Genomic DNA, 25,589 nt, shown 5'->3' with positions numbered 1-25,589 from the left:
CTCTATGCCTCGGCCCGGGCCGGTCCCGCCAGCGCCGCGACCCGCTCCACGCCGAACACGTACCCCTGCACACCGCAGCCCGCGATGACCCCGTCCGCGCGCAGCGAGACGTAGGAGTGGTGCCGGAAGGACTCGCGCTGGTGGATGTTGGAGATGTGCACCTCCAGCACCGGCAGCCCGTCGCAGGTGTTGAGCGCGTCCAGAATGGCGACCGAGGTGTGCGAGTAGGCACCGGGGTTGATGACGATCCCGCAGTGGTTGAGCCTCGCCTCGTGGATCCAGTCGACCAGTTCGCCCTCGTGGTTGGACTGCCGGAAGTCCACCGTGCCGCCGTGCGCGGCCGCCGCCTTGGCACACAGGGCCTCGACGTCGGCGAGGGTGTCCTTGCCGTAGATCTCCGGCTGCCGCTGACCCAGCAGGTTGAGGTTGGGGCCGTTGAGGACCATGATCGGGGCGTCGGCCAGGGTGCGGGACACGGTTCCTCCGGTCGGTGAAGACGGGCTGCTCGGACCCGGTTTATCACGGTGCACCGCGCGCGGGGCGGCCCGTACCCTCCATGACGTCGGCCGCTTTCCGGCCCGTCACGGGTTGATCGCCAGCTCCAGGTAGGCCGCGAACACCACCAGGTGGACGCCGCCCTGGAGGGGTGTGGCCCGGCCGGGAACCACCGTCAGGGAGCTGACCACCACCGTCAGGGCCAGCAGCACCATGTGGGTGGAGCCGAGGCCGAGGACGAGCGGGCCGGAGAGCCAGACGGAGGCCAGGGCGACCGCGGGGATGGTCAGTCCGATGCTGGCCATGGCCGAGCCGAGGGCCAGGTTGAGGCTGGTCTGGACGCGGTCGCGGCGCGCGGAGCGCAGGGCGGCGATGGTCTCGGGGAGCAGCACCAGCAGGGCGATGATCACGCCGACGACGGCGTGCGGAAGCCCTGCCCTGGCCACCCCGGACTCGATGGTCGGTGAGACGCCCTTGGCCAGGCCGACCACGCCGATCAGGGCCAGGCCGAGCAGGCTCAGACTGACCAGTGCGGCGCGGGCGGTGGGGATGTCGGCGTGGTCGTCGGAGGTGATCACCTCGCCCTGGCGGGTGATCGGGAGGAAGTAGTCGCGGTGCCGTACGGTCTGGGTCGCCACGAACAGGCCGTACAGAGCCAGCGAGGACACCGCCGCGAACGTCAGCTGGGTGGGGGAGAACTCCGGACCCGGCTTGCTCGTCGTGAACGTCGGCAGCACCAGGCTCAGCGTGGCCAGGGTGGCGACCGTGGCGAGGGCGGCGCCGGTGCCCTCGGGGTTGAAGACGGCGGTGCCGTGGCGCAGGGAGGCCACCAGCAGGCTGATGCCGACGATGCCGTTGCAGGTGATCATCACGGCCGCGAAGACCGTGTCCCTGGCCAGGGTCGCGCTCTTGTCGCCGCCGTCCGCCATCAGGGTGACGATCAGAGCCACCTCGATGATCGTCACGGCGACTGCGAGGACGAGTGAGCCGAACGGTTCACCGACCCGGTGGGCGACCACCTCGGCGTGGTGCACGGCGGCGAGGACGGCTCCCGCGAGGACCAGGGTCACGAGGACGACGACCGCCCCGGGCAGCTCGCGGCCCCAGGTGAACACCAGCAGGACGACCGCGAGCACCGGCACGACGGACGTCCAGCTCGTGGTGAACGACCTGAGCGGAGCGATCATGCAGCGATCGTCGCAGAGGCGTACGTACGGCGCCAGGGCTACTTCAGCTCGCGTGACTCCAGGACGTCGCAGTTGGTGTAGACGCGCTCGCCGATGCTCAGCGCGCCCAGCTGCTCCGCGAGTTTGCTCGTCTCGGGGTCGTCGCTGTTGCGCATGGCCTCGTCGTACGAGTCGAACTCGATCAGCGCCAGATAGCGGTTCGGCTTGTCACGGTCCTTCAGCAGCATGCTGTGGGTCGGGCCGCCCGTCCTGCCCTCGTTGCGCTGCGCCGCCTCCCGCAGCACCTGCTGCATCTCTTCCAGGCGCTCGGTCTCGAAGCCGATGATCTGCACGAACTTCACGGTGTCTCCAGCCGGCCACGGCGCCCCCGGGCCGGGGTACGCGCACTGGAACCAAACAAGCACCGGGAGCGGTACCCGGCAATTCGCCGCGCACCGCTCCCGGTGGTGGTTCTTCCTACGTCGGCCGTGGTCAGGCCTCGATGCTGTCCTTCGGAGCGCCTTCGCTCTCCGCCTGCGCCGCCCCGGCCGCCGCCTGCTTCCTGGAGGCCATCAGGCTGGTGATCGTGGTGACGATCAGGACCGAGCAGATCACGCCGAGCGAGACCGGAATGCTGATCTCGGGGACATGGACCCCGGACTCATGCAGGGCGTGCAGCACCAGCTTGACGCCGATGAAGCCCAGGATGATCGACAGGCCGTAGCTGAGGTGGACCAGCTTCTTCAGCAGACCGCCGATGAGGAAGTACAGCTGCCGCAGCCCCATCAGGGCGAAGGCGTTGGCCGTGAAGACGATGTACGGGTCCTGGGTCAGGCCGAAGATCGCGGGGATCGAGTCGAGCGCGAAGAGCACGTCGGTGGAGCCGATCGCGAGCATCACGACGAGCATCGGGGTCATGACCCGCTTGCCGTTCTCCACGATCCACAGCTTGGTGCCGTGGTAGCGGTCGGCCACACCGAACCTGCGCTCGGCGGCCTTGAGCAGCTTGTTCTCCTCGAACTCCTCGTCCTCCTCGTCCGCGCGGGCCTCCTGGATGAGCTTCCAGGCGGTCCAGATGAGGAAGGCGCCGAAGATGTAGAACACCCAGGCGAAGCTGGCGATGATCGCGGCTCCTGCGGCGATGAAGATCGCGCGCAGCACCAGGGCTATCAGGACACCGACGAGCAGCACCCGCTGCTGGTACTGCGACGGCACCGCGAACTTCGCCATGATCAGGACGAAGACGAAGAGGTTGTCCACACTGAGCGACTTCTCGGTGATGAAGCCCGCGAAGAACTCACCGGCGGGCGCACCGCCGCCGAAGATCATCAGGCCGAGGCCGAAAAGGCCGGCCAGGGCGATCCAGACGACCGTCCAGATACCCGCTTCCTTGATGGACACGTCGTGCGGCTTGCGGCCGATGAAGAAGTCGACCGCGATGAGGGCGGCGAGGCCCACGATCGTGAGGACCCACAGGGTCAGGGAAACATCCACAGTTCCTCCGGCAATACGTAACGGCAAGTAACCAGCGTCGTCGCGCTGCCGGAGGTCTCTTCCACCCACGGTGGGCCGACGCCCCGGGATCAGGCCTGATCCGTATTGACGGGTACGCCGCAGTCGACAGGGAGTACTCCCCTCCGTGCCAACAACGGTACCCCAATCACCAAGGCAAGGTAAAGCGATTGGCAAAAGAAAGGTCAAAATCCCTGATCAGAACGGCTTTACGTATACTTGGTACGAGCCTCCGCGACCTGAGCCAGGACCTGCTGGAGCACCTGGCTGCCGGGCGGGACGAGGGCGGGCTCGTACGTCCAGGCATGTCCGACCCATGGATCGGCGAGGTGGTCGTCGGGCACCGGAGTGAGCCGCATCAGCGAGCGCCACAGGGGGTCGAGGAGGGGCCCGTAGGCGGAGGCCTCCTCACGGTCCGCGACCATCATCAGGTGCACGCCGACGGACGGTCCCTCGTCCGCGAGATAGCGCAGCTGGGTCACGGCCCGGTCGTCGAAGCCGTGCGGGAAGTCGTTGACGATCAGCAGGTGCTCGGAGGCGTCGACGCCGGGCGGCAAGGAGTCGGCCACGCCGGCGCGCACCGCCATCTGCACGAGGTCGACGCGCTGCGTGAGGCGGCCCAGCACGTCCGCCACACCCGCGGCACCGACGGCGGGCGGGGCGGCGAGCGCTCCGGCCCACACCAGCGGGGTGAGCGCCTGCGCCCCCGAACCGGCCGGGTCGATGACGTGCAGGGTGTAGTCCCCCGCGGGGTGGACGGCGAGGAGCCGGGCCGCGAGCGCCACGGCTGTGTCCATGGCGAGGCGGTGCAGTTCGTGGGAGTCGAGGAACGAGGCGTCGAGGGACCCGGCGGCTCCGCTGTCGATCCACAGGCCGCGCTCCAGCGGCAGCCGGATCAGCATCGGGATGCGCAGCTCGGCGCACTCGGGCAGATGCAGATCGCCCAGGCGTACTGCCATGGGCACCTCGAACGGCACTCGGTAGCCGTGCCAGACGGGGCTGTCCCAGCGGGCGTACGCGAGCGGCAGGGCGGGTTCGACCACCTCGGACTCGGCGGTGAGCCGGCCGAGGTCCCGGTCGTAGACCGTCCGGGCCTGTTCGACGAGCTGGGCGTGCTTGGTGCGGGCGGCCTCACGCGCGGCGTCGCCCTGTCCGCCGATCCGGTCGCGCGGGTCGGCGAGAGCCGCGTCCAGCTCCTTCTCCATGCGGGACTCGGCGAAGTCGACGGCGCTGCGATACGCGGCCGTGGACCGGGCCAGATCCTCGAACATGCCCCACACCTGGTTGTAGAGCCGCTCCTCCATGGACCATCCGGTGGCGTCCCCGGCGACCGGTGGCGCGGGCTGTCCCGGCTGGGCGGGAGGCGCGGTGGGCGGGGGTGGTGGCGGGGCGGTGTCCTGCCGTCGGGGGTGGCTGTAGTCGATCGGGCCGCCGAGCGTGGGCGGCTGGGCGGTGGAGTCCGCGGGCCCCGGGGTGTGCCCGGACTGCGCCGCGCCTGCCGCCGGAGCGCCCTGGACGCCGTAGGGGGAGGTGGGCTGTGGGGTGCCGGGGACCGGACCGCTCGGGGGTGTCGGCGGCTGCGGGGTCGCGGGCTGTGTGCCGTACGGCGACAAGGGCTGCGGCGGTACGGCGCCGGGGGCGCCCTGGGCCGCGGACGATCCCTGGTCCGGGCCCGGGCCCGGTGCCGGCGTGGCCGTCTGCCGGGGGCGGTCGGCGTCCGCCGCGAGCGGTGGCGGCATCGGCACCGCGCGGGCCGAGCCCCGGGCCACCGCCTCGTGGATCTCGTGGGCGAGCTGCCGGGCCTGGGGAAGACCCTGGTCGGTGAGGAGTTCGGCGAGGCCGCCCGCATAGCCCTGTCCCACAGCGCGGACCTTCCAGGCGCCCTGGCGGCGGTAGAGCTCCAGCGCGACGACCGCGGTCTCGGCGTCCAGGCCGGTGATGGTGTAACCGGCGAGCTCGGCGCCGTCCAGGCCCGTCACCGCGACGGAGGGGGCTGCGGCGGCGCCGAACCGCACGGGGCCGCCCGCCGCGGGCAGCGCGAGCAGCACATGGACCCGGTGGACGGCCTCCGGGACGGCGCCGAGATCGATCGCGAGGCGGTGGTCGGCGGCCGCCTGCCGGGAGACCTCCAGACCCGGCAGGGTGGGCGCGCCCGGGTGGACGACCCACTCGACTCCGTGCACCCGGCCGTGCTCGTCGCCGAGCGTGGCACCGGCCACGACCGGCGTGCCGGCCGCGATCCGGATCTCGAGTCGGGCCTGGGAGAGCGGGTGGTTCTGCCCCCGCACCAACTCGACCGCCATCGCCTTCTCCCCCTGTGTCGTGGTGTCGGTCGCGGGCCGCTCGGCGGGCCGGTTACAGGTGCGGCAGGATCGCCGGCATCAGGTCCTGGAAGGTGCGGCCGTTGGCCGGGGTGCCGAGGGCCGTCATGGTCCAGCCGGGGCCCGTGCGGTGCACCTTCGCCATGATCTGGGCGGTGTAGGCACCGCCGCCGGCGAGCGTGTAGCGGGCGAGTTCCTGGCCGTTGGTCTCGTCGACCAGACGGCAGAAGGCGTTCTGCACTTCCTGGAAGGTCTGGCCCGTGAAGGAGTTCACCGTGAAGACGATCTGGTCGATGTGGACGGGGACGCGGGACAGGTCGACGAGGATCGACTCGTCGTCCCCGCCCTGGCCGACGCCGCCGACGAGGTTGTCACCAGTGTGCTTGACCGAGCCGTCGTCGCTCACCAGGTGGCGGAAGAAGACCACGTCGACGGGCTGCTTGTCCGCGAACAGGACGGCGGAGGCGTCGAGGTCGACCTCCCGCGTGCGCGAGCCGAACAGGCCGCGCCGGGGAGCCGCCTGCCAGCCGAGGCCCATGCGCACCGCGGTCAGGCTGCCTCCGTCGTTCTTCTGCAGACTGATGGCCTGACCCTTGGTCATGTTGACGGTCACGCGCCGAACCCCTCTCGCTGCTGTCCCCTGTTGCCGCGGCCCCCGCGGTTGTCCCGAACCCTACGCAGGGCCGCTGACGGTGACGCACCCCGAAGCGCACTTTGTGTCGGTCTTGCAACACAGCGCGATGCGGTCAGGCCAGGCCCGCCTCCTTCATCTGCCTGAGCTCCTTCTTCATCTCGGAGACCTCGTCACGCAGCCGGGCCGCGATCTCGAACTGGAGGTCCGCGGCGGCGGCACGCATACGTGCCGTCATCTCCTCGATCTGCCCGGCGAGTTCGGCCGCCGGACGGTCGGTCGGGACGGTCTCCTTGGCCTTGCCCCTGGCGGCCTTGGTGCCGGCCGCCTTGCCGAGGGCGGGCACGGGCGCCTTGGCCGCCTTGCCGTCCTTGCCCTGGCGGTAGCCGGAGCCGAGCAACTGCTCGGTGTCCACGTCCTCGCGCGCGATCTGCGCGACGATGTCGTTGATCTTCTTGCGCAGCGGCTGGGGGTCGATGCCCCGCTCCTTGTTGTACGCGACCTGCTTCTCCCGGCGGCGGTTGGTCTCCTCGATGGCCTTCTCCATCGCCGGGGTGATCTTGTCGGCGTACATGTGGACCTGGCCGGAGACATTGCGCGCGGCGCGGCCGATGGTCTGGATCAGGGAAGTGCCGGAGCGCAGGAAGCCCTCCTTGTCGGCGTCGAGGATGGCCACCAGGGACACCTCGGGCAGGTCCAGGCCCTCCCGCAGGAGGTTGATGCCGACGAGGACGTCGTACTCGCCGGAGCGCAGCTCGCGCAGCAACTCCACACGGCGCAGGGTGTCGACGTCGCTGTGCAGATAGCGGACCTGGATGCCGAGCTCCAGGAAGTAGTCGGTGAGGTCCTCGGCCATCTTCTTGGTGAGAGTGGTGACCAGGACGCGCTCGTCCTTCTCGGTGCGGGTGCGGATCTCGTGCACCAGGTCGTCGATCTGGCCCTCGGTGGGCTTGACGACGACCTCGGGGTCGACCAGGCCGGTGGGGCGGATGATCTGCTCGACGACACCGTCCCCGCGCGAGAGCTCGTACTTGCCGGGTGTCGCCGACAGGTAGACGGTCTGGCCGATGCGCTCCGTGAACTCCTCCCACTTCAGGGGCCGGTTGTCCAGGGCCGACGGGAGCCGGAAGCCGTGGTCGACGAGGGTGCGCTTGCGGGAGGCGTCGCCCTCGTACATGGCGCCGATCTGGGGCACGGTCACGTGCGACTCGTCGATGACGAGCAGGAAGTCGTCCGGGAAGTAGTCCAGCAGGGTGTTCGGCGGGGAGCCGGGCAGGCGGCCGTCGAAGTGCATCGAGTAGTTCTCCACGCCGGAGCAGGAGCCGATCTGGCGGAGCATCTCCAGGTCGTAGGTGGTGCGCATCCGCAGGCGCTGGGCCTCCAGGAGCTTGCCCTGCTTCTCCAGCTCGGCCAGGCGCTCCGTCAGCTCCTTCTCGATGTCGTTGACGGCCCGCTCCAAGCGCTCGGGGCCCGCGACGTAGTGGGAGGCCGGGAAGACGTACAGCTGCTCGTCGTCGCTGATGATCTCGCCGGTGAGCGGGTGGAGCGTCGAGAGGGCCTCGATCTCGTCGCCGAACATCTCGATGCGGACGGCGAGCTCCTCGTAGACCGGGAAGATCTCGATGGTGTCGCCGCGCACCCGGAAGGTGCCGCGGCTGAAGGCAAGGTCGTTGCGCGTGTACTGGATGTCCACGAAGCGGCGCAGCAGCTGGTCGCGGTCGATCTCCTCACCGACCTTGAGGGGGACCATGCGGTCCACGTACTCCTGGGGGGTGCCGAGGCCGTAGATGCAGGAGACGGAGGCGACCACGACGACGTCGCGGCGGGTGAGCAGCGAGTTGGTCGCGGAGTGGCGCAGGCGCTCGACCTCCTCGTTGATCGAGGAGTCCTTCTCGATGTAGGTGTCCGACTGCGGGACGTAGGCCTCGGGCTGGTAGTAGTCGTAGTACGAGACGAAGTACTCGACCGCGTTGTTCGGCAGCAGCTCGCGGAACTCGTTCGCCAGCTGGGCGGCCAGCGTCTTGTTCGGGGCCATCACGAGGGTGGGGCGCTGGAGCTTCTCGATCATCCACGCCGTGGTGGCCGACTTTCCGGTGCCGGTCGCGCCGAGCAGGACGACGTCCTTCTCACCTGCCTCGATGCGCTTGGCCAGGTCGGCGATGGCCGCCGGCTGGTCGCCGCTGGGCTGGTAGGAGCTGACGACCTCGAAAGGCGCCACCGTACGTTCGATGTGAGAAACGGGCCGCATGGAGTCCACCGTACGACTCCCCACTGACAACGCGGCCCGATCAGGGGTTTCGTCCCGGGCACCGACGGGGATCGGCGGCGGGGCCAGGCGGAGCTCGCGGATCTCAGCGGCGGTCGCGGCAGGCCGAGAGGTGTCGCCGGCCGCACCGGGACCGGGCGCTGAGCGGCCCGGCGCCAGGCGGGCAGGCCACCAGAGGCGACGGCACGGGGACATCGGATCAGGGGGTTGCAGGCGGGGCGCGCGTCGCGGCCCGGTCGACGGCCCGGGTGGGTCAGCGGTTCTGCGGGGTGCGGGAGTCGTGGTGGGTCACGTTGCGGTGGGTGCGGAGCGAGGGGCGGGCCGCCGGGTGGTGGACGAGCTCGCGGGCGGGGACGCCGGGCTTGTTCTCGGCGGGCGACCACACGGGCTTGCCCATGACCATCAGCGGATCGAACATCACGACGACACCCGCGAGCAGCAGGAAGGCCAGCGGGCCGATCATCATCGGCGCGAGCAGGGAGGCGGGCGAGTCACCCGAGGCGGGGGCGGACGTGCCGTGCAGATGGACGCTGAGCGCGGCCATGCCGGTGTAGTGCATGCCCGTGACGGCGAGGCCCATGATCAGGCTCGCGCCCACGCTCCACAGGAAGCCCCTGACCTGCCCGGCGGCCCACAGGGCGGCGGTGGCGGCGACTACGGCTATGACCACCGACACGGACACGGTCGCGGTGTTGTACTCCAGCTGACCGTTCAGCCGCATGCTCGCCATGCCCAGGTAGTGCATGGAGGCGATGCCGAGGCCGGTGATGGCGCCGCCGGTCAGCAGGGCCGTTCCGCGCGCGCCCCGGTAGCCGACGATGAAGACGCCGATGCCGACCATCACGATGGCGACACCCAGGCTGGCGAAGGTGGTGGCCCGGTCGTAGTGGATCGGTGCCTCCCGGACCTTGAACCCCATCATGGCCACGAAGTGCATGGTCCAGATGCCGGAGCCGATCGCCGCCGAGCCGAGAGCCAGCCAGCCGGGCCGCCAGGACCGGTTGACCAGCATGGATCTGGTGGTGCAGCGCAGGCCGAGGGCTCCGCCGAGGCAGGCCATGAGGTAGGCCACCAGCGGTGTGACGAGTCCGTAGCTGAATCCGTCGACCGTGCCTTGCATGCGCGGCTACCTTCCGCCCTCTTACGTCCTGGAATTCCCTGAAGTGTGCCCCTTCCCAGCACCGCCCGAGCGATCAGGGTTGAGGCAGAGAGTATGACCCCCACCGGAATGGTCGAACGACTTTCCGGCAAAGAAACACGCCCTTGCCCCAGTTGTGCGGCACCCGTGAGCGGACCTGGGACACGCCCATTCAGGATGTGTTCATTCTGTACCCCGGTGCAGTTGACCCGGTGCTGTCACAGTTGTGCTGTACGTGATCGCTCGACGCGAGGAGTACGTATGCACGCGCGTGCCGCGACCGCTGTGACCACCGCGCTCCTGGGGACCGTCGCCCTGCTGCTTCCCGCAACCGGCGTCCGGGCCGTCGAGGACGGCACACCGCCCGCGGTCATCGCCCACCGGGGTGCCTCCGCCTACGCCCCCGAGAACACCCTGGCCGCTGTCGACAGGGCCGCCCGGCTCGGCGCCGTCTGGGTCGAGAACGACGTCCAGCGCACAAGGGACGGCAAGCTCGTCGTCCTCCATGACGACAGCCTGGCGCGAACCACGGACGTCGAGCAGGTCTTCCCCGGCCGGGCGCCGTGGAAAGTGAAGGACTTCACCGCCGCCGAGGTCGCGCGTCTGGACGCGGGCAGCTGGTTCGGCGCCTCCTACGCGGGCGCGCGCGTGCCGACGCTCAAGCAGTACCTGGACCGAGTCGATCTTCACCGTCAGAAGCTGCTCCTCGAACTCAAGAACCCGGAGCTGTACCCCGGCATCGAGCGCGAGACCCTCAAGCTCCTGAGCAACGAGGGGTGGCTCGACCAGGCGCACCGCGGCCGACTGGTCGTGCAGAGCTTCAGCGCGGCCAGTCTGCGGACCGTCCACGATCTCAAGCCCGGTGTGAAGACCGGCTTCCTCGGCACCCCCTCCATGGCTGATCTGCACGCGTACGCGGACTTCACCGACCAAATCAACCCGTCGCACACCTCCCTTTCGCGGGCCTATGTCTCCGCGGTCCAGGCCTTCACGGGCCCGCACGGCAAGCCGCTGGAGGTCTGCACCTGGACCGTGAACACCGCGGACGCCGCACGACGGGTCGCCGGGTACGGCGTCGACGGCATCATCACCAACAAGCCGGACGTGGTGCGCGACGCGCTGCGCCGGTAGCGGGCCGGCCGTTCACGCAGGTCGCCGGGTGTTGTCAGTGGCGGCTCGTACGGTGGTGGCATGAACAGCCATGGGCAGGACGAGCAGCGGATCGTGTGGACCGTCGTCGGCACGGACATCGGCCCGCTGCTGCTGGCCGCGACCGACGAGGGCCTGGTCAACGTGGTCTTCCACGCCACCGAGGCGGTCCGCGACAAGGCGCTGGAGCGGCTCGCGTCCCGGCTGGGCACCCCGCCCGTCGAGGCGCCCGGCTCCCCGCTCCTGACCGAGGCGATACGCCAGGTCGAGGCGTACTTCGCGGGCGAGCGGCACGACTTCGAGCTGCCCCTGGACTGGTCCCTGATCTCGGGCTTCAACCGGCAGGTGCTGCGCGAGCTGGCGTCCGGTGTGCGGTACGGCCAGGTCGTCGGGTACGGCGATCTGGCCGGGCGGGTCGGCCAGCCGGGTGCCGCGCAGGCCGTGGGCGTGGCCATGGGCTCCAATCCGCTGCCGGTCGTCGTGCCCTGCCACCGGGTCGTCGAGAGCGACGGCGGCATCGGCGGGTTCGGCGGTGGCCTGGAGACCAAGCGGAAGCTGCTCGCGCTGGAGGGCGTGCTGCCCGAGCCGCTGTTCTGAGGCGCGACCGGCGTTCCTTCTGAAGGTCAGTCGTAATGGCGTGCCTCGAAGACGTTGCCGTCCGGGTCGCGGAAGTAGAAGCTGCGCCGGGCCATTCCGCGGGCGCCGAAGGAGTCGTGGGAGAGGTCCGACACGGGCACCGAGCGTTCCTCCAGCCGGGCGCGGAGTGTCTCGAAATCGTCGGCGGGCAGGGCCACGCAGACATGATTGACGGGGTGGCCCGCACTCTCGGCGGCACCTGGGACCATTTTCATGGAGTCCGCCAGGGTGAGCGGCATGAGGTCGAGGACGGTCTCGTCGTTGAGCCGTACGGAGGGGAAGGACACCGCCCCCGCAGCGAAGTCGGTGAGCCTCACGGGTTCCATGCCCAGGGTCTTCTCGTAGAAGTCGGCCGATGCCACCGGGTCACGCACCCAGAGGACGACATGGTCGAGACGTATCGAGTTGTCCGTCATGCACCCCAGGCTGGTGTCGTCCCGCACAGCCCGCAAGGGTTTGACCGGACGTGCCGGTCGCCAGAGATGAGGGAAGACCGAACGACAGGAGGCAGGCCCGTGGTGCTGGTGGTGTCCGAAGAGGTACGCGAGGCGATTGACGCGCGTCGACCCGTGGTGGCCCTGGAGTCCACGATCATCGCGCACGGGCTGCCGCGGCCGCGCAATCTGCAGGTGGCGCTGGAGCTGGAGGACGCCGTACGGCAGGAGGGGGCCGTACCGGCGACGATCGCCGTACTGGACGGGCGCCCTCATGTCGGCCTGGACAAGCAGCAGTTGGAGCGGGTCGCGAACGAGGACGGGATCCGCAAGCTGGGCCACCGGGATCTGCCGCTCGCGATGGCCGCGGGGGTGAGCGGGGCTACCACGGTGTCGGCCACGGCCCAGCTCGCGGCCCTGGCCGGGCTGGAGGTGTTCGCGACGGGCGGGCTCGGCGGGGTGCACCGGGAGTGGACGACGACCCAGGACGAGTCGGCCGACCTCGGCCTGCTGGCGCGCACACCGATCACCGTGGTGTGCGCGGGCGTGAAGTCCATCCTGGACGTACCCGCGACGCTCCAGCGGCTGGAGACGCTGGGGGTGGCGGTCGCCGGGTACGGCACGGACCGCTTCCCGGGCTTCTACCTGTCCGACTCCGGCCACCCCGTGGAGTGGCGGCTCGACTCCCCCGAGCAGGTGGCGGAGGTCATGCGCGCGCGGGAAGCACTCGGCGCGCCCGGCTCGGCGCTGATCGTCGCCAACCCGGTGCCCGAGGAGGAGCAGCTGGACCCCGGGCTGCACGCGCGCGTGCTCGCAGAAGCGCTTGAGGCCTGCGCGGCGGCGGGAGTCACCGGCCAGGGCGTCACACCGTTCCTGCTGAACCATCTGGTGCGGCACACCGACGGCGCCTCCCTGAGTGCCAACCTGGCGGCGGTGCGCGGAAACGTGCGGCTGGCCGGGCGGATCGCCGCGGCCCGGGCCGGGGCGTGACGACGGACGGGCCCGGCGCCGCCACGGCCGGGCGGGGCGGCGCCCTCCTGGTCGTCGGAGACGTCATCACGGACGTCGTCGCCCGGCACCGGGGGCCGCTCGCCGCGGGTACGGACACGACCGCCGCGATCCGTACGGTGCCGGGCGGGGCGGGGGCCAACGTGGCCTGCTGGGCCGCCCGCGGGGGCGGTGCGGAGGTACGGCTGCTGGGGCGGGTGGGCGCGGACGCGGCCGCGTGGCACGAGCGGGAGCTGGCCGCGTGCGGGGTGCGGCCGCAGCTCGTCGTCGATCCCGAGGCGCCGACCGGGACGGTGATCTGCCTGGTGGACACGGGCGAGGCCGCCGAACGGTCGTTCCTCACCGACAGCGGCGCGGCGCTGCGGCTGGAGCCGGACGACTGGTCGGACGCGTTGCTCGACGGAGTGGCGAGGCTGCATCTGTCGGGCTACCTCCTGTTCTCGGAGCCGAGCCGGGCGCTGGTGGCCGTGGCCATTCGGTCGGCACGCGCGCGAGCGGTGCCGGTGAGCCTCGATCCGGCGTCGGCGGGCTTCCTCCGGGAGCTGGGGGTGGACCGTTTCCTCTCCCTGGTCGAGGGGGTGGACGTGCTGCTGCCGAGCCGGGACGAGGCGTGCCTGCTCACCGCACTGCCCGACGCGGCGGACGCGGCGGCCAAGTTGAGCCGCCACGTCCCCCTGGTGGTGGCCAAGCAGGGGGCCGAGGGGGCGCTGATCGCCCGCTCGGGCACCGTCCACGCCCGCGTGCCCGCCGTAGCGGCCAAGCCCCTGGACACCACCGGGGCGGGCGACGCCTTCACGGGTGCGTTCCTCGCGGCCCTGCTGGCGGGCGCCACGCCCGAGGACGCGGCGGCGGACGGGTGCCGGGCGGGTGCGGTGGCGGTGGAGCGGGTGGGCGGGAGACCACCGGGGCGGGACTGACATCGCTCCGGGCTCGGCCCGCACACCGGTTACCGCTCCCCCATGTCTACGCCTTGCGTCCCCACGCGGAGATCAGCGGGGCCGTGGCCAGGTCCATCGTGCCGGTGGCGACGTTGGCGAGGTGGCGGTCGACGTCCTCGTCGGTGGCGAGGCCCGCCGTGACCAGCTGGTCGCGGATCTGGCGGATCGTGGCCGACTCCAGGGCGGCGCAGGCCGGCGAGGCGAGCGGGAAGTACGCGTCGGCGGCCACCTGACGCAGACCGGCCTCGCGGAGCAGACGCGGAAGGGTGCGGCCGTAGGAGAGGTCGGCACCGCGGTCGGCGAGCAGCCGGCGAAAGCCCTGGCGCAGCCGGTTCGCCAGCTGCTGCTCCGGACCGTGCTCGTCGGGGCAGGTCAGGGGCTGCAGGGCGGGGTCGGCGTCCTCCAGCAGGAGCCGCCCGCCGGGGCGCAGGGACTTGATCATCGACCGCAACGCCCGTTCCCGGTCCGGCACATGGACCAGGACGAGCCTGGCGTGCACCAGGTCGAAACCCTCCCCGGGCGGCTCCTCGGTGCTCACGTCGTGGACACGTACGTCGACCGGCGGACGGCCCGCCGCGGTGAGCAGTGTGGTGTCGATGTCCGTCGCGACGACCTTTCCGGTCGGGCCGACCTTCTTGGCCAGCCAGGACACCACGGACGTGCCGCCCGCGCCGACCTCCCAGCAGCGCCAGCCGGATCCGATGCCGAATCCTTCGATGTGCCGGAAGGTCGTGGGGTCGAAGAGGGTGGCGAAGGCGTCGAAGCGCTCTGCCGCCTCCGACTGCCGGTTGTCGAGGAGATACCCGTCGGTTCGTGTCATGCCGCGATGATCCCAGTTGCCGGGCTTGTCGGAAACGGACGACGCGGCTCCTACGACGAGAAGGCCGACGTCCGTCCGGCGGGCGACCGGCGCGGAGGCCGGCGCCGAGGCCCGCTCGGGCAGTTGTCCACAGGCGGGAACCAAGCGGAACCTCGCCTGTCCACAGGCTCACCCGGCGCTTACGTCGACCTGGCAAACTGGCGCGCCAGGACGCAGCAACGCGTCGCACGGAGGTCCACGCGAGGAGATCCAGATGTCCATGGCAGGGAATCTGCGGAGGGTCACGGGCCTTGGCAGGGTCGGCGGCCTGCGCAAGGTGGCCCGGCTGGCCCGGCGGCGCCCGCGTGTCGACCTGAGCCACCATGCCCGCTCCCCGCTGGGCACCTCGGTGGTCAACTGCGTGACCTACCGGGAGGGCGCCCGCATCCCGGTCGACGGCGATCTGGTCGACACCGTGGAGCGGATGCGCAAGAGCCGTGACGGTTTCGTCTGGCTGGGTCTGCACGAGCCGTCGGACCACGAGTTCGAGGGCATCGCGGACCTCTTCGACCTGCACCCGCTGGCCGTCGAGGACGCGGTCGAGGCCCATCAGCGCCCGAAGGTGGAGCGGTACGGCGAGACGCTGTTCGCGGTGTTCAAGACGGTCTGCTACGTGGAACACGAGGAGCTCACGGCGACGAGCGAGGTGGTCAACACCGGCGAGATCATGGTGTTCGTCGGCGCGGACTTCGTGATCACCGTGCGGCACGGCAGCCACGGATCGCTGGGCCCGTTGCGTGAGGAGCTGGAGTCCGATCCCGGGCAGCTCGCCAAGGGGCCGGCCGCGGTGCTGCACGCGATCGCGGACCATGTGGTCGACGACTATCTGGAGGTCACCGACTCCATGCAGTCGGACATCGACCTGGTGGAGACGGCGGTGTTCGCGGACGACGGCGCGCGGGTCGACCCGGGCCGCATCTACCAGCTCAAGCGTGAACTGCTGGAGCTGAAGCGGGCGGTGGCCCCGCTCAGCCGCCCGCTGGAGGAGCTCTCCACCCGGCCCATCCAGGTCGTCGCCCCGGAGATACAGGCGTACTTCCGTGACGTCTCCGACCATCTGCTGCGCGCCAAGGAGCAGATCGCCGCGTTCGACGAGCTGCTCAACTCGATCCTGCAGGCCCACCTCGCGCAGGTGACGGTCGCGCAGAACGAGGACATGCGGAAGATCACGGCCTGGGCCGCGGTGATCGCGGTTCCGACGATGGTCTGCGGTGTGTACGGCATGAACTTCGAGCACATGCCGGAGCTGCACTGGACGTTCGGCTATCCGTTGGTCATGGGAGTGATAGCCGTCGCCTGCGCTGTGCTGTACCGCGGTTTCCGGCGCAACGGCTGGCTGTGACCGGGATCGTCCGCGGGACGGGTCAGTGGGTGGTGGAAGAGCGCGCGTAGACGCTCTCGGCCCAGCCGGCGATCTGCTCGTCCGTCAGGTGCCGGGCCAGGTCGGCCTCGCTGATCATGCCCACCAGGCGCTTGTTCTCGATGACGGGGAGCCTGCGGATCCGGTGCTCCTGCATCTCGTGCAGGACGTCGGCGACGTCGGCGCCCGCGTCGATCCAACGGGGTGTGCCCTGGGCCATCTCACCGGCGGTGACCTTGGCGGGGTCGCGGCCCACGGCGACACAGCCGATGACGATGTCGCGGTCGGTGAGGATGCCGCACAGCCGTTCGTTCGCGTCGCTGATGGGCAGGGCGCCGACGCCGAGTTCACGCATCAGCTGGGCGGCGCGGTCGAGGGTCTCGTGAGCGGGGATCCACTGGGCACCCCGGTGCATGATCTCTCCGGCGGTGGTCATGGAGTACCTCCCGGTGCCGGACGGCCGGCGCGGCGCGGGCGGCACCGCAAGTCCCGGCGCCCTACATTCTCGCCGCGCCACCGAGGGCCCGCACCCGGAACCCCTCGGTGATGGCGGCCGGGCCCGGGCGGCGATGCCACGGCACTCGGAACGGCCACCGGGTCAGCCGTTCCACGCCGGGTGGCGCGGGTCGTCGGCGCGGACCAGGACGTCGGCCGTACCCGCCGGGTCGGTCTCGTCGGCGTAGCGCTCGTAGGCGGGGAGGGTCCAGTGGTCGCGTTCGGGGGTACGGCGGCGCAGGGCGCCCTCGGAGAGGAGGACGTGGACGGTCAGGTCGAAGGGGAACCAGTGGCGCAGCAGGAGGGGGCCGTGCAGCAACAGGACGCCGCCGGGCGGGAGGTGGACGTAGGCACTGCGCGTGGCGCGGTCGGTGACCGGGTCCCACAGGTCGGGCAGGACCCGGCCGTCACCGCCGGGTTCGAGGGGGCCGAAGACCTCGCGCCAGAGGGCGCCGGTGTCGAACCAGCCGTTGTAGTAGGCCTCCAGGTCGTGATGGCCGTATTCCAGACGGATCGAGGCGGGGCGCAGGAAGCCCTCCACGCCGACGACGAGCGAAGGGCGGCCGCGAACGCGCAGGGCCTCGCCCACCCGTTCGGCGAGTTCGCCCGGCCGTGCTGCCGGGGCGCCGTCGAGGGCGACGCGTGGCCAGGGGCTGCCGTCGGCCGGCTTCAGGTCGAGAAGGCGGTCGGCCAGCCGCTCGCCGAGCCGGTCCCAGGTGATCGCTTCGAGTCGCACAGGGCCATCATGCGGCAGGCGTTGGCCGGGACGGGTGGCGCTGTTCGGCCCGGGGCGGTGAGCGGGTGCGAGGGAGGGTGCCGGGGGATGAACCTCTCATGACAGGCCTCACGACTCCCCCGGCCCGTGGCGGGCCCCTTGTCGTCCAGCCGTTGCGGCGACGGCACTGCGCGGAGTGCCGGGGCGGGCCGTTGCCGCTGCTCGTCATGGAGGGCGGGGCGCCGCGGTGTCTCGACTGCTCCGACCTCGGGCACCTGGTGTTCCTGCCGCGCGGGGACACGGCGCTCACGCGTCGGTCGCGGGAGGAGAGCGCGCTCTCGGCGGTCGTCGTGCGGTTCAACCGGCGCAAGGGGCGCTACGAGCGGCAGGGCGTCCTCGTCGACGAGGCGGGGCTGGCGCGGGCCGAGGCGCGGTGCCTCGCCGACGCCGAGGCCCGACGGCGGCGCCGAGCCCGGGACGCGCGGCGGCGGGCGGTGGAGGACGTGCGGTTCACGGAGGCGTTCGCCGCGGAGATACGGCGGCTGTTTCCGGGATGCCCTGACGAGCGGGCTCGGGCCATCGCCTCGCATGCGTCCCTGCGGGGCAGCGGGCGGGTGGGGCGGAGCGCGGCCGGGCGGGCCTTGTCGGAGGGGGCGGTGGTGTCGGCGGTGGTGGCGTCCGTACGGCATGTGGACACGCCGTACGACGCGTTGCTGATGAGCGGGGTCGCGCGGCACGAGGCACGGCGGCGGATCTCGGGGCGGGTGGAGGCGGTGCTGAGGGGGTGGCGAGATCCGGGGGTGGCGCTGCGGGAGGAGGCGGGCTGACGCCCCCCGGCACCCGGCCGCTCGGCACGGCCGGACTGCCCGCCCCCGACCCCGCCCCCGGCGCCGGCCGCCACAACCGGACTGACAACCCCGGTCCCACGCCGCCCACCACCACCGGACCACCCGACCCCAGCCCCACGCCGCCCACCACCACCGGACCACCCGACCCCAGCCCCACACCGCCCACCATGGCCGGACCACCCGACCCCAGCCCCACACCGCCCACCATGGCCGGACTGACAACCCGGCGCCGGTTCCTCGGCACCGCGCCCCTCGTCGCCGAACTGAGCGAGGGCCGCTTGGCCGGTGTCGGCCGCTTCGCCATCGGAACCCCGGCCCCGCCCCCACCAACCCCACCCCCTCCACCCCACCCGCCCCGCCGTCGCACTCGTCTGCCGTCGTCGCGGTGGGCGAGGGGTGTGGAGGGCGTGTGGGGGTGGACGTCTGGTTATGGGGGTGCGCGGAGTGACCATGGTTCGAGGGGTGGGGACGGGATTGACTGGTGGGGACGGGTGGTGCTCGGCCGGAAGCGGGAGACGGTGTCGCGATGATTGATGGGCCTTACTTCGTGCTGGTCGTGCTGGGGGTGCTCGGGACCGGCCTGGTGGCCGGGGTGTTCTGCGCGTTCTCGGCGTTCGTGATGAGGGGGCTCGCCGCGTTGCCGCCCGCGCAGGGCGTCGCCGCGATGAACGCGATCAATGTGAGCGCGGTGCGGCCGCCGTTCATGGCCGTGTTCGCGGGCTCAGCCGTGCTGTGCTCGGTGATCGCGGTGGTGACGTTCGTGCTGTGGCCGGACGAGGGGACCGTGGAGCTGCTGGTGGGCAGCGCGCTGTATCTGTTCGGCTCGTTCGGGCTGACGATGGTGGCGAACGTGCCCCGCAACGACGCCCTGCTCAAACTGGACCCGGGCACGCCGGAGGCTGCGTCGTACTGGCCGACGTACGTACGCGAGTGGACGGCGTACAACCACGTCCGCGCGATCGCCTCGGGCGCGGCGGCGCTGGCGTACGTGCTGGCCCTCACCTGAGTCCTGGAAAGCGCTGTCGTGGCGGCTCACCGGCACTCTGCGCGGGTGGCCGATGAGTCGTATCGTGGCCGAAAGAAGTTCCGCAGAAGAGCCGCCCGCGAGCAAGGAAGACGGCCATGGCGGATCCCAAGGGATTCATGACGACCCCTCGTCAGGACTGGCCCCGCAGGCCGGTCGAGCAGCGGGTCCGGGACTGGGACGAGGTGTACGTCCCCGGAGCGCTGCTGCCCATCATCACCCAGCAGGCGGATCGCTGCATGGACTGCGGGATCCCGTTCTGCCACGACGCCTGTCCGCTGGGGAATCTCATCCCCGAGTGGAACGACCTGGTCTCGCGGGAGGACTGGCGGCAGGCCGCCGACCGGCTCCACGCGACGAACAACTTCCCCGAGTTCACGGGGCGGTTGTGCCCGGCGCCGTGCGAGGCGGGGTGTGTGCTCGCCATCAACCAGCCGGCGGTCACCATCAAGAACGTCGAGGTGGCCGTCGCGGACCGGGCCTGGGAGCTCGGGTTCACGCCCCCGCGGCCGCCGGACCGGCTGTCGGGGCGGACCGTCGCGGTGATCGGGTCGGGGCCGACGGGGCTCGCCGCGGCGCAGCAGTTGACGCGGGCGGGCCACACGGTCGCCGTCTACGAGAAGGACGACCGGCTCGGCGGGCTGATGCGGTACGGCATCCCCGAGTTCAAGATGGAGAAGCGCCATCTGGACCGGCGGATCGAGCAGATGCGGGCCGAGGGGACGAAGTTCCGTACGTCCACGGCGGTCGGGCGGGACATCGGGGCGGCGGAGCTCAGGACGCGGTACGACGCGGTGGTGATCGCCACGGGGGCCACGGCGTGGCGTGAACTGGACGTGCCGGGGCGGGAGTTGACCGGCGTCCAACAGGCCATGGAGTACCTGCCGTTGGCCAACCGGGTGTGCGAGGGGGAGCTGGCGAAGTCCCCGATGTCGGCCGCCGGGAAGCATGTCGTGATCGTGGGCGGGGGTGACACGGGGGCCGACTGCCTGGGGACGGCGGTGCGTGAAGGGGCCGCCTCCGTGACCCAGTTGGACATCTACGCCCAGCCGGGGGGTGAGCGGGACGAGGATGTCGAGCCGTGGCCCACGTATCCGAAGATCTACCGCTTGTCGGCGGCGCACGAGGAGGCCCGGGACCTGCGGACGGCGCCTGCGGCCGACGCGGACGCGCGGTTGTTCGCGGCGTCCACCCTGCGCTTCACCGGGGACGCGGACGGGCATGTGCGGTCACTGCATCTCGTCGAGGTGGACGCGGCGCGCCGGCAGGTCGAGGGCACGGGACGGACGCTTCCCGCCGACCTCGTGCTGCTGGCGCTCGGGTTCTCCGGGCCGGATCGCGGGGACGGGCTTGTGGAGCAGCTGGGGCTGGAGATGGAACCCCGGGGGACGGTCGCCCGGGACGCGGGGTTCGGCACGAACGTACCCGGGGTGTTCGCCGCGGGCGACGCCGCTCGGGGGCAGTCCTTGATCGTGTGGGCGATCGCGGAGGGGCGGGCGGTCGCGGCGGCGGTCGACCGCTATCTGACCGGGAGTTCACGACTGCCGGCACCGATCGGACCGTACGACCGGCCGATGACGGTATAGGGCGACGAGGGGACCCCCTGGCCGTTCAAGCCCCCGGCTGTTCAAGCCCCCGGCTGTTCAAGCCCCCGGCCGTCCAGGCCCCCCGGCCGTTCAAGCCCCCGGCCGTTCAAGCCCCCCGGCCATCCAGGCCCCCTGGCCCTTCATCCCCGCTCGTCCGTCCCCGCCACCTTCGCCGTCGCGAGAGCCACCCTGTTCCACGTGTTGATCGTGAGGATCAGGGACAGTACGTGGGCCAGTTCCTGCTCGTCGAAGCAGGCCGCGGCCTGCGCGTAGACGGCGTCGGGGACTCCCCCGTCGGCCACCAGCGTCACCGCCTCCGTGAGGGCGAGGGCCGCCTGTTCCTTCTCCGTGAAGAAGTGGCGGGCCTCTCGCCAGACCGGGACCATGTGGAGGCGGTCCTCCGACTCACCGGCCTTGCGGGCGTCGTTGGTGTGCATGTGGAGGCAGTACGCGCAGTGGTTGAGGTGGGAGGCGCGGATCTGGATCAGTTCGACGAGGGCGGGGTCCAGGCCCTCGCGGGCCGCCGCGTCGAAGCCGACCAGGGCCCGGAACACCTTCGGGGCGGCCTTCGCGAGGTTGAGTCGAGCGGTACCGGTCGGGTGCGTGGTCGTCGTCGTCATGTGATCAATCTACGGGCCGGAAAGACCGGCTGTAGGGTGCATTTCCATGGCGGAATCGTGGGTCAATTACGCGGAGCGGATCGGCTCCGACCTGCACTTGGAGCTCTCCGGGCCGGGGAGCAAGCGGGCCGCGCTGATCGGGGCGCTGCGTGAGGCCGTGCGCAGCGGGCGGCTCGCCCCCGGCACCCGGCTGCCGCCGTACCGCTCGCTCGCCGCCGACCTCGGCGTCGCCCGCAACACGGTGGCCGACGCCTACGCCGAACTCGTCGCCGAGGGCTGGCTCACCGCCCGCCAGGGCTCCGGCACCCACGTCGCCGAACGGGCCCGGCCGCTCCACACCGCCGTACCCCCGAAGGCACCCGCGCAGCCTCCACGCGCGCGTGCCCCGCGCCTCGGCAGGGCAGCCGGCCACGACCTCCGCCAAGGCACCCCCGACGCCTCCTCCTTCCCCCGCTCCGCCTGGCTCGCCTCCTACCGCCGGGCCCTCCACCAGGCCCCCAACGAGGTCTTCGGCCCCGGCGACCCCGCCGGGCGGCCGGAGCTGAGAGCGGCGCTCGCCGTATACGTCGCACGCGCGCGTGGCGTGCGCACGGAGCCGAACCGGATCGTCATCTGCTCCGGGTTCGCCCACGCCCTGCGCCTGCTCTTCGAAAGCGGAAGCGGCAGCGGAAGCGGCAGCGGCGGCGGCGGAGACGGACCGATCCTGCGCGGCCCGCTCGCCGTCGAGGCGTACGGACTGCCTTTCCACCGCGAGCTGCTCGCGGCCGAGGGCGTGCGGACCGTGCCGCTGCCCCTCGACGAACACGGCGCGCGCGTCGACCAGTTGGCCCGTGAGCGGGCCGTACTGCTCACGCCCGCGCACCAGTTCCCCACCGGCGGTCCGCTGCACGCCGAGCGCCGGGCCGCGGTGGTCGACTGGGCACGCGCGCGTGGTGCGGTGGTGCTGGAGGACGACTACGACGGGGAGTTCCGCTACGACCGCAAGCCCGTCGGGGCGCTGCAGAGCCTCGATCCCGAGCGGGTGATCCTGATCGGCTCGGTCAGCAAGAGCCTGTCGCCCGCGGTGCGGCTGGGGTGGATGGTGCTGCCCGAGCGGTACGTCGGCGGCGTGCTCGCGGCCAAGGGCGAGCGGGAGGCCTGGGCGAGCGTGCTCGACCAGCTGGCCCTCGCCGACCTGATCGTCTCCGGGGCCTACGACCGTCACGTACGGCGGATGCGGCAGCGCTACCGCGGCCGCCGGGACCGGCTCGTCGCGGCGCTGGCGGAGCGCGCGCCGCACATCGAGGTCAGCGGGGTCGCGGCGGGTCTGCACGCGGTGCTGCGGCTGCCGCCGGGCACCGAGCGGTCCGCCGTCCAGGCGGCGGTCCGGCAGGGGGTGGCGCTCGACGGGCTCGCGGAGTTCCGCCACCCGGACACGGACCTGCCGGCCCACGACGGCCTGGTCGTGGGGTACGCGACGCCCTCCGAGCATGCCTACGCAGCCGCGCTGGAGGCGCTGTGCGGGGCGCTGCCGCCGGGCCGGACGCAGGCGTCGTAGGACATCGGCACCCGAACATGCGGCACGCGGGCATGCGGCACCCGGACACGCGGCACCCGGACATGCCGGTGCCGGCGTCCAGGAAGTGACGGACGCCGGCACGGACGAGCCGGTGGGGGGAGCGGTGCCTCTACATCCGCGCGGGGTGGGGCTCGGTGGTGTCGATCTCAGCCATGAAGTGAATTACCCATCCAAGTGAGCACGTGGGTCAGGAGAGCAGGAAGTCGGCCACCCCCGCCTTCGCGCCCTCGATGAACGCCGTCATCTCGTCGGTGGTGTAGATCAGCGCCGGTCCGTCCGGATCGGTGGACTGGCGGAGGGCGATCCGGCCGTCGGCGAGTTTCATCGCCTCCAGGCAGTTGCCGCCGTTGCCGCCGCTCCACGGCTTGTGCCAGCCTTCGCTCCCCAGCTCCCGGGCGGGCATGCCGTTGTAGACGGGCCGGCGTGGCTTGATGCGGTTCATTCACAGCTCCTTGCGGAGATCCCGGAGGATCTCCTTCGTGCGATGTGCCGTAGCGGCCTGCGCCGCCATGCGGTCCATGACCTCGAGGTGGGTCGCCACCTCGACACGCGCGTCCAGATAGATCGCGCCGGTCAGGTACTCGCTGTAGACCATGTCCGGAAGTTCGGGCACGGCGAATCGGAAGAGCACGAAGGGCCCGTACGTCCCCGGGTGCGGCCCGCTTGCGAACGGGGCGACCTGGAGCGTCACGTTGGGCAGCTTCGTCGCCTCGAGCAGTTTGTCGATCTGGGCACGCATCACCTCCGGACCGCCGACGGGGCGGCGCAGCACGGTTTCGTCCATGACCACCCACAGGCGGGGCGCGTCCTGACGGGTGAGCAGTCCTTGCCGTTCCATGCGCAGGGCGACATGGCGCTCGATGTCCTCGGGGCTGGTCTGGCCGATGGCGCCCGAGCGCAGGACGCCACGCGCGTAGTCCTCGGTCTGGAGCAGTCCGGGCACGAAGTGCGGCTCGTACTCGCGGATGAGAGAGGCCGCGCCCTCCAGGCTGACGTGCATGGAGAACCAGCCGGGCAGCACGTCGTGGAAGCGCTGCCACCAGCCGGGGCGGTTGGCGTCCTCGGCGAGCTGGACGAAGTCCTCGGCCTCCTGGTCGCCGACGCCGTAGGCCTTCAGCAGGAGCTGGAGGTAGGGGATCTTGAGACCTACCTCGGCCATCTCCATCCGGCGGACGGTGGCGGGGGCGACGCGCAGGATGCGGGCGGCCTCCTCACGCTTGAGCCCGGCGCGTTCCCGCAGGTCCAGCAGGCGCCTGCCGAGGACGACCTGGCCGACCGTCGGCGCGGACCGCGGTTCGCTCACGCTCCACCTCCACTGAGTCGTCTACGGGCGTCGAAGTCCTGTACGGGCGTCACGGCCACCGCACGCCGACAGGCCAGCGGCGCCATTCGAAGACCTGTTTCGAAGATCTGTACGGATACAAATGCGGATACAAAACCGCTGCGTACGGATCTCCGGTGATCCCAACTGGCGCCGCTCGACCTGCTTGTTGCGAGCAGTGTGCCACGCGCTTCCACCGCGCCACACAGCACTCTGCATTTTTCAGAGTGACACTTGCCAAGTGTTCACGACGGGGCGATAGTGGCAAGCGTGATTCCGTCCCCGCCCTTAGGAACAGACGCAGCCGAAGACCGCCCCCAGGGTCTCGGTGCCGCCGCGGGAGCAGGCCTCCACAGGGCCGCTGCCCGGCGCCGGTTCCGTTTCGAGCTGGCCGCGCATCCGGGTTCCCCCGCGCAGGCCAGACGCCTGACGAGGGCGCGGCTGACCCATTGGTCGGTCTGTGAGGACACCTGCGACTCGGCCGCCCTGGTGGTCTCCGAGCTGGTCACCAACGCCATCGTGCACACCGCGAGCAGCCATGTGGTCTGCGAGCTGCACGACGATGACGACCTGGTGCGCATAGCCGTACGCGACCAGGGCTGCGCGCCGGGTGAGCCGCACCCGTCCCCGCAGCGCGGCGAAGAGGAGCACGGCAGGGGACTGCTCCTCGTCGACTCCCTCTGTCACGCGTGGGGTGCCCATGAGCACGGGCCCGGGCTGCTGGTCTGGGCGGAGCTGCCGCGCAAGGCGGACGAGCCCCGCGAGGACACCGGCCCGCGCAACGACCTGGGCTGGGGATCCCGCCCGAAGCCGCTTCCCTCCGAGGGGCCCGGCCGGGGGGACGAGGCCGAGGAGCATCACCGAGCGGAGCCCGACGCGGAAGCCCGCGACCACGGAGCGGGGGGCGCGGACGCATGGGCGTGAGGAGCGGGCCCGGCGGCCAGGTGCTGACCCTGGACTCGCTGGTCCGCCTCGGACGCGGGCTGCGCGCGCCGGGGGCGCCCGGGACACCGCACAGGCTGGTCGTGCCGGAGGGGATGACGGTACCGCTGGGCTGTGACGCGGTGGGGGTGCCGCTGCTGTTGAGCAGACAGCTGGTCTCCCGGCTGCCGCGCGTCGGGTGTGTGTACGCCGATGACACGCACTGGTGGTGGCTCGTTCCCGCCGACTCCGACTACGCGCTCGAGTGGCCCGCGCCCGCCCAGTACGCCACCGGGGCGGTTGTTCCGGACGCCCCGGTGGTGCCGTCCCTCGTCCGCCGGGGTGAGGGGACGCTGCCCTATACGCCGCCGATACCGTTGTACCTGGCCCTGTGCCGGCTGACGGGGACCACTCCCGGTTGGTCCCGGCCGGTCAGTTCGGCCGGATAGGCCGGCCGTCCCGCGCGTGCGGCCGAGTCGGGACCGACCGCGCGCGAGGCGCAGCCGCACGGGAGATTCCGCCCCGCGCCCGCGAGGCGCAGCCGCACAGGAGATGCCGCCCCGCGCCCCTTCTCGGTCGCGTCGTACG

The 25,589-nt window shown here is 71.5% G+C and carries 26 protein-coding genes; 11 read left to right on the top strand and 15 right to left on the bottom strand.

Going from position 1 to position 25,589, the window contains the following annotated elements; translation table 11 throughout:
• Positions 1-2: 2 nt before the first annotated feature.
• The 8 genes from aroQ to ACFYZ8_RS27860 form a co-directional block, all read right to left on the bottom strand.
• A complete protein-coding gene (gene aroQ / locus ACFYZ8_RS27895; RefSeq protein ID WP_359029600.1) occupies positions 3-476 on the bottom strand; it encodes a type II 3-dehydroquinate dehydratase in 474 nt (157 codons plus the stop codon).
• A gap of 105 nt (positions 477-581) precedes the next feature.
• Positions 582-1,682, bottom strand: coding sequence for a calcium:proton antiporter (locus ACFYZ8_RS27890; RefSeq protein ID WP_388537823.1), 1,101 nt, complete (start codon positions 1,680-1,682; stop codon positions 582-584).
• 38 nt (positions 1,683-1,720) lie between these two features.
• Positions 1,721-2,023, bottom strand: a complete 303-nt coding sequence (locus ACFYZ8_RS27885) for a hypothetical protein (protein ID WP_359029598.1) — start codon at positions 2,021-2,023, stop codon at positions 1,721-1,723.
• Between the two features lie 130 nt (positions 2,024-2,153).
• Positions 2,154-3,155, bottom strand: a complete 1,002-nt coding sequence (locus tag ACFYZ8_RS27880) for a TerC family protein (protein ID WP_359029597.1) — start codon at positions 3,153-3,155, stop codon at positions 2,154-2,156.
• Positions 3,156-3,382: 227 nt separating this feature from the next.
• On the bottom strand, positions 3,383-5,476 hold the full coding sequence (locus tag ACFYZ8_RS27875) for a TerD family protein (RefSeq protein WP_388537820.1): 2,094 nt from the start codon (positions 5,474-5,476) through the stop codon (positions 3,383-3,385).
• Between the two features lie 52 nt (positions 5,477-5,528).
• Entirely contained in the window at positions 5,529-6,107 is a 579-nt protein-coding gene (locus ACFYZ8_RS27870) for a TerD family protein (RefSeq protein WP_359029595.1), read from the bottom strand.
• 133 nt (positions 6,108-6,240) lie between these two features.
• Positions 6,241-8,373 carry an excinuclease ABC subunit UvrB gene (uvrB, locus tag ACFYZ8_RS27865; RefSeq protein ID WP_359029594.1) on the bottom strand — a complete coding sequence of 711 codons (2,133 nt, stop codon included), beginning with the start codon at positions 8,371-8,373 and terminating at the stop codon, positions 6,241-6,243.
• Between the two features lie 271 nt (positions 8,374-8,644).
• A complete protein-coding gene (locus tag ACFYZ8_RS27860) occupies positions 8,645-9,511 on the bottom strand; it encodes an MHYT domain-containing protein (protein WP_388537819.1) in 867 nt (288 codons plus the stop codon).
• Positions 9,512-9,790: 279 nt separating this feature from the next.
• Between ACFYZ8_RS27860 and ACFYZ8_RS27855 the strand changes: the two genes are divergently transcribed.
• A complete protein-coding gene (locus ACFYZ8_RS27855; protein ID WP_388537817.1) occupies positions 9,791-10,660 on the top strand; it encodes a glycerophosphodiester phosphodiesterase in 870 nt (289 codons plus the stop codon).
• 60 nt (positions 10,661-10,720) lie between these two features.
• Positions 10,721-11,275: a methylated-DNA--[protein]-cysteine S-methyltransferase gene (locus ACFYZ8_RS27850; RefSeq protein ID WP_388537815.1), complete on the top strand. Its 555-nt coding sequence runs from the start codon at positions 10,721-10,723 to the stop codon at positions 11,273-11,275.
• 26 nt (positions 11,276-11,301) lie between these two features.
• Here the strand turns inward: ACFYZ8_RS27850 and ACFYZ8_RS27845 are convergent, their stop codons facing one another.
• Positions 11,302-11,730 (bottom strand): VOC family protein, encoded by a 429-nt coding sequence (locus ACFYZ8_RS27845; RefSeq protein ID WP_388537813.1) that lies wholly within the window; start codon positions 11,728-11,730, stop codon positions 11,302-11,304.
• Between the two features lie 102 nt (positions 11,731-11,832).
• Between ACFYZ8_RS27845 and ACFYZ8_RS27840 the strand changes: the two genes are divergently transcribed.
• Positions 11,833-12,738 carry a pseudouridine-5'-phosphate glycosidase gene (locus ACFYZ8_RS27840; RefSeq protein WP_359029723.1) on the top strand — a complete coding sequence of 302 codons (906 nt, stop codon included), beginning with the start codon at positions 11,833-11,835 and terminating at the stop codon, positions 12,736-12,738.
• Positions 12,735-13,673, top strand: a complete 939-nt coding sequence (locus tag ACFYZ8_RS27835; protein ID WP_388537811.1) for a carbohydrate kinase family protein — start codon at positions 12,735-12,737, stop codon at positions 13,671-13,673. Before ACFYZ8_RS27840 ends, ACFYZ8_RS27835 begins: the two co-directional genes overlap by 4 nt.
• A 46-nt stretch (positions 13,674-13,719) precedes the next feature.
• On the opposite strand, the gene ACFYZ8_RS27830 is transcribed toward ACFYZ8_RS27835, so the two are convergent.
• Positions 13,720-14,514: a methyltransferase domain-containing protein gene (locus tag ACFYZ8_RS27830; RefSeq protein WP_359029588.1), complete on the bottom strand. Its 795-nt coding sequence runs from the start codon at positions 14,512-14,514 to the stop codon at positions 13,720-13,722.
• A 253-nt stretch (positions 14,515-14,767) separates the two neighbouring features.
• Here ACFYZ8_RS27830 and ACFYZ8_RS27825 point away from each other — a divergent pair, with 253 nt between their 5' ends.
• Complete coding sequence (locus tag ACFYZ8_RS27825) at positions 14,768-15,895, top strand: magnesium and cobalt transport protein CorA (protein WP_359029587.1); 1,128 nt, start codon at positions 14,768-14,770, stop codon at positions 15,893-15,895.
• A 22-nt stretch (positions 15,896-15,917) separates the two neighbouring features.
• On the opposite strand, the gene ACFYZ8_RS27820 is transcribed toward ACFYZ8_RS27825, so the two are convergent.
• Both ACFYZ8_RS27820 and ACFYZ8_RS27815 read right to left on the bottom strand, forming a co-directional pair.
• Positions 15,918-16,349: a CBS domain-containing protein gene (locus ACFYZ8_RS27820; RefSeq protein ID WP_359029586.1), complete on the bottom strand. Its 432-nt coding sequence runs from the start codon at positions 16,347-16,349 to the stop codon at positions 15,918-15,920.
• Between the two features lie 162 nt (positions 16,350-16,511).
• The gene (locus ACFYZ8_RS27815) at positions 16,512-17,144 is read right to left on the bottom strand and encodes a uridine kinase (RefSeq protein WP_388537808.1); all 633 of its coding nucleotides are present in this window, start codon (positions 17,142-17,144) and stop codon (positions 16,512-16,514) included.
• A gap of 98 nt (positions 17,145-17,242) precedes the next feature.
• On the opposite strand from ACFYZ8_RS27815, the gene ACFYZ8_RS27810 reads away from it, so the two are divergent.
• From ACFYZ8_RS27810 to ACFYZ8_RS27800, 3 genes are all read left to right on the top strand, one after another.
• Entirely contained in the window at positions 17,243-17,950 is a 708-nt protein-coding gene (locus ACFYZ8_RS27810; RefSeq protein ID WP_388537806.1) for a DUF2293 domain-containing protein, read from the top strand.
• 547 nt (positions 17,951-18,497) lie between these two features.
• The gene (locus tag ACFYZ8_RS27805) at positions 18,498-18,977 is read left to right on the top strand and encodes an anthrone oxygenase family protein (RefSeq protein ID WP_359029583.1); all 480 of its coding nucleotides are present in this window, start codon (positions 18,498-18,500) and stop codon (positions 18,975-18,977) included.
• A 116-nt stretch (positions 18,978-19,093) separates the two neighbouring features.
• The gene (locus ACFYZ8_RS27800) at positions 19,094-20,581 is read left to right on the top strand and encodes a glutamate synthase subunit beta (RefSeq protein WP_359029582.1); all 1,488 of its coding nucleotides are present in this window, start codon (positions 19,094-19,096) and stop codon (positions 20,579-20,581) included.
• Between the two features lie 140 nt (positions 20,582-20,721).
• On the opposite strand, the gene ACFYZ8_RS27795 is transcribed toward ACFYZ8_RS27800, so the two are convergent.
• A complete protein-coding gene (locus ACFYZ8_RS27795) occupies positions 20,722-21,201 on the bottom strand; it encodes a carboxymuconolactone decarboxylase family protein (protein ID WP_359029581.1) in 480 nt (159 codons plus the stop codon).
• Positions 21,202-21,247: 46 nt separating this feature from the next.
• Between ACFYZ8_RS27795 and ACFYZ8_RS27790 the strand changes: the two genes are divergently transcribed.
• Positions 21,248-22,738 carry a PLP-dependent aminotransferase family protein gene (locus ACFYZ8_RS27790; protein WP_388537803.1) on the top strand — a complete coding sequence of 497 codons (1,491 nt, stop codon included), beginning with the start codon at positions 21,248-21,250 and terminating at the stop codon, positions 22,736-22,738.
• 208 nt (positions 22,739-22,946) lie between these two features.
• Here ACFYZ8_RS27790 and ACFYZ8_RS27785 read toward each other — a convergent pair whose 3' ends face one another.
• Positions 22,947-23,201, bottom strand: coding sequence for a DUF397 domain-containing protein (locus ACFYZ8_RS27785; RefSeq protein ID WP_359029579.1), 255 nt, complete (start codon positions 23,199-23,201; stop codon positions 22,947-22,949).
• Complete coding sequence (locus ACFYZ8_RS27780) at positions 23,202-24,062, bottom strand: helix-turn-helix transcriptional regulator (RefSeq protein ID WP_359029578.1); 861 nt, start codon at positions 24,060-24,062, stop codon at positions 23,202-23,204.
• Positions 24,063-24,341: 279 nt separating this feature from the next.
• Between ACFYZ8_RS27780 and ACFYZ8_RS27775 the strand changes: the two genes are divergently transcribed.
• Positions 24,342-25,004, top strand: coding sequence for an ATP-binding protein (locus tag ACFYZ8_RS27775; RefSeq protein WP_388537801.1), 663 nt, complete (start codon positions 24,342-24,344; stop codon positions 25,002-25,004).
• Positions 24,995-25,450, top strand: a complete 456-nt coding sequence (locus ACFYZ8_RS27770; protein WP_359029576.1) for a hypothetical protein — start codon at positions 24,995-24,997, stop codon at positions 25,448-25,450. The genes ACFYZ8_RS27775 and ACFYZ8_RS27770 overlap by 10 nt, the downstream gene beginning before the upstream one ends.
• The last annotated feature ends 139 nt before the right edge of the window (positions 25,451-25,589 follow it).

Source organism: Streptomyces sp. NPDC001668 (assembly GCF_042893155.1).
Taxonomy (GTDB): Bacteria; Actinomycetota; Actinomycetes; order Streptomycetales; family Streptomycetaceae; genus Streptomyces.
This window is presented reverse-complemented; position numbering and strand designations above follow the sequence as displayed.